The organism is Parablautia muri, from assembly GCF_009917485.1.
Lineage (GTDB): Bacteria > Bacillota > Clostridia > Lachnospirales > Lachnospiraceae > Suilimivivens > Suilimivivens muri.
The window spans coordinates 1-7,263 of record NZ_QZDT01000093.1; the positions used below are offsets into that span (position 1 = coordinate 1).

General features: G+C 44.7%; 10 protein-coding genes. 9 read left to right on the top strand and 1 reads right to left on the bottom strand.

The window, feature by feature from the left end:
- Positions 1-55 precede the first annotated feature (55 nt).
- Positions 56-268 carry a winged helix-turn-helix transcriptional regulator gene (locus D5281_RS23465; RefSeq protein ID WP_160562329.1) on the bottom strand — a complete coding sequence of 71 codons (213 nt, stop codon included), beginning with the start codon at positions 266-268 and terminating at the stop codon, positions 56-58.
- A 125-nt stretch (positions 269-393) separates the two neighbouring features.
- Here D5281_RS23465 and D5281_RS23470 point away from each other — a divergent pair, with 125 nt between their 5' ends.
- The 9 genes from D5281_RS23470 to D5281_RS23510 all read left to right on the top strand — a co-directional run bounded on the left by D5281_RS23470 (position 394) and on the right by D5281_RS23510 (position 7,021).
- Complete coding sequence (locus D5281_RS23470; RefSeq protein ID WP_160562330.1) at positions 394-1,194, top strand: amidohydrolase family protein; 801 nt, start codon at positions 394-396, stop codon at positions 1,192-1,194.
- Positions 1,195-1,490: 296 nt separating this feature from the next.
- Positions 1,491-2,222 carry a LytR/AlgR family response regulator transcription factor gene (locus tag D5281_RS23475; protein WP_016302852.1) on the top strand — a complete coding sequence of 244 codons (732 nt, stop codon included), beginning with the start codon at positions 1,491-1,493 and terminating at the stop codon, positions 2,220-2,222.
- The gene (locus tag D5281_RS23480; protein WP_160562331.1) at positions 2,219-3,628 is read left to right on the top strand and encodes a sensor histidine kinase; all 1,410 of its coding nucleotides are present in this window, start codon (positions 2,219-2,221) and stop codon (positions 3,626-3,628) included. Before D5281_RS23475 ends, D5281_RS23480 begins: the two co-directional genes overlap by 4 nt.
- Before the next feature lie 52 nt (positions 3,629-3,680).
- Positions 3,681-4,355 (top strand): hypothetical protein, encoded by a 675-nt coding sequence (locus D5281_RS23485; protein ID WP_004058656.1) that lies wholly within the window; start codon positions 3,681-3,683, stop codon positions 4,353-4,355.
- Between the two features lie 157 nt (positions 4,356-4,512).
- On the top strand, positions 4,513-4,686 hold the full coding sequence (locus tag D5281_RS23490; RefSeq protein ID WP_160562332.1) for a hypothetical protein: 174 nt from the start codon (positions 4,513-4,515) through the stop codon (positions 4,684-4,686).
- 107 nt (positions 4,687-4,793) lie between these two features.
- Positions 4,794-5,423, top strand: coding sequence for a DUF6033 family protein (locus D5281_RS23495; RefSeq protein ID WP_016302848.1), 630 nt, complete (start codon positions 4,794-4,796; stop codon positions 5,421-5,423).
- 125 nt (positions 5,424-5,548) lie between these two features.
- Positions 5,549-6,094 (top strand): hypothetical protein, encoded by a 546-nt coding sequence (locus D5281_RS23500; RefSeq protein ID WP_016302847.1) that lies wholly within the window; start codon positions 5,549-5,551, stop codon positions 6,092-6,094.
- 199 nt (positions 6,095-6,293) lie between these two features.
- The gene (locus tag D5281_RS26245) at positions 6,294-6,794 is read left to right on the top strand and encodes an HTH domain-containing protein (protein WP_016302846.1); all 501 of its coding nucleotides are present in this window, start codon (positions 6,294-6,296) and stop codon (positions 6,792-6,794) included.
- A 92-nt stretch (positions 6,795-6,886) separates the two neighbouring features.
- Positions 6,887-7,021 (top strand): hypothetical protein, encoded by a 135-nt coding sequence (locus D5281_RS23510; RefSeq protein ID WP_277935591.1) that lies wholly within the window; start codon positions 6,887-6,889, stop codon positions 7,019-7,021.
- The last annotated feature ends 242 nt before the right edge of the window (positions 7,022-7,263 follow it).

The following is a 7,263-nucleotide window of genomic DNA, read 5'->3' on the forward strand; positions in this document are numbered from 1 at the left end:
GTACCTCGTTTCTTGTTATTTTGATTATATCTCATTAGCCACTTCTGTTACAACTTTAGTATAGCACTTCAATTCCCTGTTCCTCCAGTTCCCGGAGTTGTTCTGTCAGTGTCTTGGTGGTGATGCTGCCCAGGAGCCGCTGCAGCTCATTGAAACGGATTGTGCCTTTGGAGAGATGCCATAATATTTTCAGTTTCCATTTTCCACTAAGGATATTCAGCCCAAGTTCAACCGGGCATTGTTTATCCACTGCCTGCACTTTTGCCATTATGTATTGCCCCTTTCCACGCACGGTTTCAAAAAGGAAACCTTATTTCAAAAAAGTGCGTACTTGATTTTAGCTTTCCTTAATGCTAACGTCAATATACCAAAATTGTCAAGGAGATTCTGAAAATGGTGATAGACAGCCACGAACATATCATGTTCCCCATAAAAATGCAGTTGGATAAAATGGATGCGGCGGTAGTGGATAAGACGGTATTATTCTGCACGGCGCCGCACCCGGAGAAAGCAGGCACATTAAAGGAACTAGAAGAAGAAATGGCGGCTTTGAATAAGATTTTAGCAGGTTCCAACACTAAGGAGGATAACATCAGCCGCCTGAAAAAGAATATTGCAGAAGTGGCAGAGGCAGTAAGGGCATATCCTGACCGCTTTTTAGGCTTTGGCGCTGTGCCTTTGGGAATGGAACTGGAAGAAACGGAAAAATGGATTGACACACAGATCACTTCCAATTCTCTGTATGGAATCGGAGAGTTTACACCCGGAAACGAGCGGCAGATCAGGCAGTTGGACACTGTATTTCAGGCATTGATGGATACAAGGATTTATCCGGTTTGGGTACATACTTTCCATCCGGTTACGATGGAGGGGATAAAACTTCTGATGTCCTTATGCGAAAAATATCCCGACATTCCCGTTATCTTCGGGCATTTGGGCGGCTCAAACTGGATGGACGTGATCAAATTCGCAAAAGAGCATGATAATGTGTACTTAGACCTTTCGGCTGCATTTGCTTCCATTGCTACTAAGATAGCATTGGCCGAGCTGCCGGAGAGGTGCCTGTACAGTTCAGATGCCCCTTATGGGGAACCGTATCTATACAGGCAGCTTATTGAATTTGTCAGCCCGGACAAGAGGACAGCGGAGATGGCATTAGGGGAGAACATATCCCGGCTACTGGAATTATACTAAGGATAAAGAGGAAAAGGGCTCATAGGCCCTTTTTCCAATTCTGGCGGTCTGCTTTTTTCCCAGGCGGGCCGGGCGGCCTGATAACGGAAATTACTTGGAAAGAGGGGGAATAAGAGGTAATATGCTTACACGGCGGTTCGCGTTTCCACTATATCGGACGAATGGCGAAAAACTTTAGGGCTGATTTGGGCTTTCAAAAACAAAAAATCTGCGATTCACGTAGCCAGATTAACCATTCACGAAGTAGACGTTAGAAATCGCCCTTATTTTTCCGATAAGTTAGTTGAGGACTGGAGGTGGCAGAAACGATAAAAATTGCGGTGTGTGATGATGAAAAAAATATAAGGTCTTACCTTGTTTCGCTCATCAAAAAGCAGGGAGGGGAGTGCGGCATCACGGAATATGCCTCTGCCGATGCGTACCTTTCGGACGATAAGGAGCATGACATTATATTTCTGGACATAGAGATGGGAGGCTCTAGCGCAGGTATGGACGGCATGGGGTTGGCAAGGCATATCCGGGGCATGGAGGCGCAGAAACAGCCCATCATCATTTTTGTGACAGGGTATGAAAAATATGTGTATGATGCATTTGACGTAGGGGCGTTCCAGTATCTGGTAAAGCCCGTGGACGAGCAGAAATTTGCAGAGGTGTTCGGACGGGCGGCGGGGCAGGTTTTATCCGAGGCGGAGCAGCGGAAGAAAAAACTTGTGATCCAGTATGGCGGCGAGGGAAAGGCGATACCGCTGAATGACATTTATTACATGGAAAGCCGGAACCACAATATCATCCTGTACTTAAAAAGCGGAAATATAGAATACTATGCGAAGATCGGGGATTTGGAGGAGGAGCTGGCGGGGCAGTTCTACCGCATCCACCGGGGATACCTTATCAACCTTTTCCATGTAGAGGGTTACGATAAGACGGAGGTAAGGATGGCGAACGGGGATAAGCTGCTTCTTTCAAGGTATAAATATGACGGCTTTGTGCAGGCATACATGGATTACATTTCGGAGGAAAGCCTATGAGCCAGCCAGCGTTTGAAATAGTGAATAGCATCTTGGATATATGGAAGATTGCCATACAAGCAATTATGTTCCTTGTTTTGTGGGCGGCGGCTTTCAGGGAGAAAAAATCAAAAAGGGATGGCATTGCGGCAGTACTGTTTATCCTTGCCAATATAGGGATAGGGTTCCTTCCGTGTGCCGCTTGGGTGCGGTATGGCGTTTCAGCTTTTGTAATAATGGGTTATGCCGGGATATGTTATAAAAAGCAGATTGGAAAAGCAGTATTTGTGATGCTTGCTTTTTATAACCTCCATTGTCTGAGTTTTCTGATTGCAAACAGCATTTACATGAAGATAACGGGTGTGATGATGAAAAGCCTTGATGCAATGCAGGAAAGCTATATGCAACAGGTATACCAATGTTTGTCGGTCGGTATGGCGGTTTCCGCTCTCTTTTATATGGTACTGTATGTGGCAATGGCAGTTATTTTTCACAGCCTCATTAAAGGGGAAGCCGTAATGGCCTGGCAGGACATCATCCTGCTTTCCATTCTAAATTTTGTTGGGAGCATGATTGCAAACGTGGTCAACGGCCTGCTTATTGTAAGAATAAATACAGATGCTTTTGTGCTGTTTGATGAAAAGCCAGACCTGCTTTGGAAGATTCCCATGATAGCGGTTCTCATATTTGCGGGAGAGGCCGCCCTGATCTATTTCTGGCAGAGATACCGCATCCTGCTTGCCGAGAGGCAGAAACATTTCGTGGAGGAACAGCAAGTGAAGGCTATGAGGGAGCGTCTGGAGGAAGCAGAGAATTTTTATGGCAGCATCCGCAAGGTAAGGCATGAGATGAAAAACCACATGGCGAACATTAAAGGGCTGACAGAAGCAGGGGAGTATGGAGAGATAGAGGAATACGTCCGCAGGATGGATGAGACCATGCAGGAACTGGAATATAAGTATGTGACGGGGAATGCAGTGACGGATGTCATCATCAATGACAAATGCCGCAGGGCGGAAAAGGCGGGAATCCGGTTTGGTGCAGATTTCCGGTATGGCGGGGAAATTCCCGTGTTTGATATGGGGATTATATTGAACAATCTTCTGGATAATGCCATAGAAGCCTGTGAGAAACTGGAACCGGGAAAAGGATTCATACGCCTTTCGTTAAAGCGAAAAAAGCAGTTTTTGATACTGTATGTGGAAAATAGCTTTGACGGCGCTGTCCCTGTAAGCAAAGGCAGTTCACTCCCGCCTACAACGAAACAGAGTATCCTGCCGGGAATCATTACGGAGCATGGGATAGGGCTTGAAAATGTGCGGGATATTGCAGAGAGGTATTTCGGCGGTGTAAACATAAAAGTGAAAGGGGATGTGTTCCATGTGACGGTAATGCTGCAGCAGGGGGAGGTGGGGGAAGGTAAGTAAATGACCTTGCACTAAATGAAACTCAAAAACAGATTAAAACGGAGGATTAAAAATGGCTATCGGTGGAATAGGACAAAATTATTATCAGAACAATGTGGAAACAAAGAGAAATACGAAAAATGTGAACGGTACGGAAAAATTCGCACTGGAAAAAACAGGCAGTACACAGGAACTATCGGAAGCGGAAGAAATGGAGCTGTTTAAGAAAGAGTTTTATCAGGAGTTGTCTCAGATTACTACGCACGCAACAGTAAGTAATGCGGCAGTTAATGTGACTGAGGCTGCTTTTAAGAGAATGAAAGACGATCCTGAATATAAGCAGCAGGTTTTAAGTTGGATTAAGCATGATTTAGGAGCTTCATATGGTTCAAGGAATGCGTCTGTAATGTTGACAGTTGGTGAAACGCTAGAACAATGTAGGGGTGATGCTTGGCCGGTTTCCGCAGATTCTGAATTTGGTATTCGCTCACAAGATAGTTTTTATAAAAGTAGCAATGAAAGAAAAGAGAGACAGAAAGAATTATTGGAGGAATATTTACAAAAGCGTCAAGCGGCAAAACAAATTCAGCAGGAACTTTTGGATGAAAAGATTGCAAAGGCGGAGCAGGAGAGAAGCAGGCTGGCAAAGGCGTGGGCTGGTGAAAGGCAGATGGAGGCGGCATCCAATGCTTATGATGCAAATGTCATGACGGAGACAGCGGCAGGCGGTGATTCGCTGCTTGGTTAATGAAGGGCATCATGCCCGGACTTACCGCAAGGGGGCATGGGCGGCTCCGAATGACAGAGGGGCCGCAGCAGATAAGAGAAATGAAACTTTTTTGAGGGCCGGTTCGTATTATCAGCAGATGGCCGGTTCCTTCAATTTATGGAGGAGGACATGAAAAATGCGTGTCAGCAGAATAACGGCATTACTTATTACGGCAATGATGATTCCCGCAATCAGCGGATGCACCACACAGGGACCCCCCGCCCCGGATGCCGTGCATCAGATTGAGGATGGCGGTCCGGCGGTCTATGATGATGACCCGATAGCGGATGAAAGCATTCTGACATCTTGAAGTAAGGAAGATCATGCCCGGACTTACCACAAGGGGGCATGGACGGCTTTGAATGACAGAGAGGTCAATGGATTAAATTTGATAACATATGTAGAAAGGTTGGTAATATGGATATTCAAGCAATTTTGCCGCAAATCAATAATGCTGTAAATTTATCAAGTAACGGCATCAAATGCGGAGATGAATTTGAAAAACTTTTACAGCAGGTGAATGAGGAAACAGATATTGCGGAAATGAAGAAATTTCTGGACGAAAAGTTTAATGTAAATACGGTTGTTGTAGATTACAGTTGTGAAAAAACAGATACAGAGGCAGAAATGTATGACACCGCAATGCTGGAGAAATATAATATGCATGGTGGGAGAAATGTGATTATTTCAAAGAAAACCTTATTAAGGATGAAAAAGGATGGTTCCTTTAGACAGAAAGTGTATAAGTCAATTGAAGATATACCGTGGACAAGTAAATTGACGGGAGGCGAGGTAAAAGGCAATGGAGTATTTATCCATGAAGATGGAACGGGAGGTTACTATTTGGAGTTTGATTGGGGGGATGATGTTGAAAAAACAAAATCAAAGAAAAGTAAGGTGCTGTACTCTGACAGTTCGGGTGTAAAGGAATTAGATATTCCGATATTGGATGAACGAAACAATATTGGATTGCAGGCAGATATTCTTATTTCTTTGATGGGAGCGGATTTTAGTTATAAAAGGAAAAGTAATGATGCTGGTTTCTGATTAACGGAAAAGGAACAAAGGGCAAAGGGATAGGTAATGAACCGCTCGGACTTATTACGAGGGAGCGGATGCGGCTCTGAATGACAGAGGGGTCGTAATAATAAAAATAATGGAGGATTTGAAAAATGAATGTAAATGGAATAGGAGCAACGGGATACCCGGCATGGCAGGGAGCGAGAAAGGCACAGCAGAATACGGCAGGAAAAAGTTTTACGGCGCAGGTGAACAATGTAGCAAGCACACAACCGCATACGACTACTATATACATGAAAACGGATGACATGCTGTACTCTGGCGGTAACGGGACAGGGCTGTCTTTCTATATCAAATATGCGGATGGTTCAACAGAGGATAATCCGACCGTGATTGCAAAAGGTGTTGATGAGAATGGGGATGAATTTGAAAAAACCATACATATCAACAAAGTAAATCCCAAGTCAGCGACTGTTGTGGAAATGCGTGCTTTGGAAGCGCATATGGGTGTTAAAAAATTAGGCGGATTTACCTCTCTTCCGCTAGAAACAGGGGCTATGGGGTTAAATGACAGAATGGATTTCATGGATATGTTCCAGAAACAAATCAGTGACATGAAGCTGTTGAGCCAGAAAAAAGCTGCGGCATATTACCAGTACAGTATGCAGGCATATTGGGATTTCATGAACAAGAAATAAATTCCATCGGCTGTATATCCCCGATAATCCACAGCCTGACAAGGCGGGGCAGGTATCCCCAGCGTTCCGTCAAAGCAGAGAGGCGATTGAAATGGATATAACAGGAATAGCAAAAAGCCATCAGGCGGACATCCACAAGGCAGGAAAGGCTCATCCAAGCTGTCGGATTCCCTCCGGGAGAAGATAACAGAATGTCTATATGGGGAATAAGTTCCTCAATCTGCGGAAAAGCGAGGTCACCAAAGTCGCACAGGACAGGGCGGGCATTTTGGCAGATCAGCGAGAGGAGGTGAAAGTCAGTATGAGGTTATATTCTTTGCAGGAATTGATAAAACAATATTTGGATTGGGGATTTGATTTTGCTTCCATCAGCATAGCAACACAAATACCAGAAGAAGAATTACGGCAGTTATACAGTAATGAAAATTATAGATTAAGAGATAAGGATAAAGAGAAGTATCTTATGGCATTTTTGCTACAGATTTGCTGTGAAAAACCGAACAATGATAAATATTACAAGGCATTGCTTGAGAACCTTGCACAATACTTCAAGATACCACTGGAAGCAATGGCAAATTATATAGGAGTGGATATTGATGAGTTATTGAATTTTGAAAGCAACAGTGATAAAGACAGGATTGAAAAGTGCATAGCGCATCTGTTTACTACCTTTATCCGTGATTCGAGTTATTCGGTGTAGTAAAGGAAATATTCTCGCTAAGCCACAGCCCTACAAGCCCTACAAGGCAGAGGCAGGCATCTTCGGTTTCCAATCGAACAGGAGGATTGAACATGGGTATAGCAAGAATAGCAAAAAGCCATTATGCGGGCATCCCAAAAGCGTCATCCGGGAAGGAATGGAAGCTGTCTGATTCCCTCCGGGAGAAGATAACAGGATGCGGCACAGGGCGTCTATATGGGGAATAAGTTCCTCGCCCTGCGGAAAAGCGAGGTCGCCAAAGTCGCGCCGGACAGGGCAGGCATTCCGGCAGATCAGTGAGAGGAGGTGAAGGCCGGTATGGAATTTGGCCGGGGAGGTTAACAGGCATATTTGCATGGAGACAGTGAACTGCTCGGACTTATTACAAGGGAGCAGATGCGGCTCTGATCGACAGAGGGGCCGCAATATTAAAATTGTGGAGGATTAAAGATAATGAGCATTAGTGGAA

Excerpts from the sequence above, each read along its gene's own strand:
- D5281_RS23465 (WP_160562329.1), bottom strand. The coding sequence starts at position 268 with ATGGCAAAAGTGCAGGCAGTGGATAAACAATGCCCGGTTGAACTTGGG.
- D5281_RS23470 (WP_160562330.1), top strand. The coding sequence starts at position 394 with ATGGTGATAGACAGCCACGAACATATCATGTTCCCCATAAAAATGCAG.
- D5281_RS23480 (WP_160562331.1), top strand. The coding sequence starts at position 2,219 with ATGAGCCAGCCAGCGTTTGAAATAGTGAATAGCATCTTGGATATATGG.
- D5281_RS23485 (WP_004058656.1), top strand. The coding sequence starts at position 3,681 with ATGGCTATCGGTGGAATAGGACAAAATTATTATCAGAACAATGTGGAA.
- D5281_RS23490 (WP_160562332.1), top strand. The coding sequence starts at position 4,513 with ATGCGTGTCAGCAGAATAACGGCATTACTTATTACGGCAATGATGATT.
- D5281_RS23495 (WP_016302848.1), top strand. The coding sequence starts at position 4,794 with ATGGATATTCAAGCAATTTTGCCGCAAATCAATAATGCTGTAAATTTA.
- D5281_RS23500 (WP_016302847.1), top strand. The coding sequence starts at position 5,549 with ATGAATGTAAATGGAATAGGAGCAACGGGATACCCGGCATGGCAGGGA.
- D5281_RS26245 (WP_016302846.1), top strand. The coding sequence starts at position 6,294 with ATGGGGAATAAGTTCCTCAATCTGCGGAAAAGCGAGGTCACCAAAGTC.
- D5281_RS23510 (WP_277935591.1), top strand. The coding sequence starts at position 6,887 with ATGGGTATAGCAAGAATAGCAAAAAGCCATTATGCGGGCATCCCAAAA.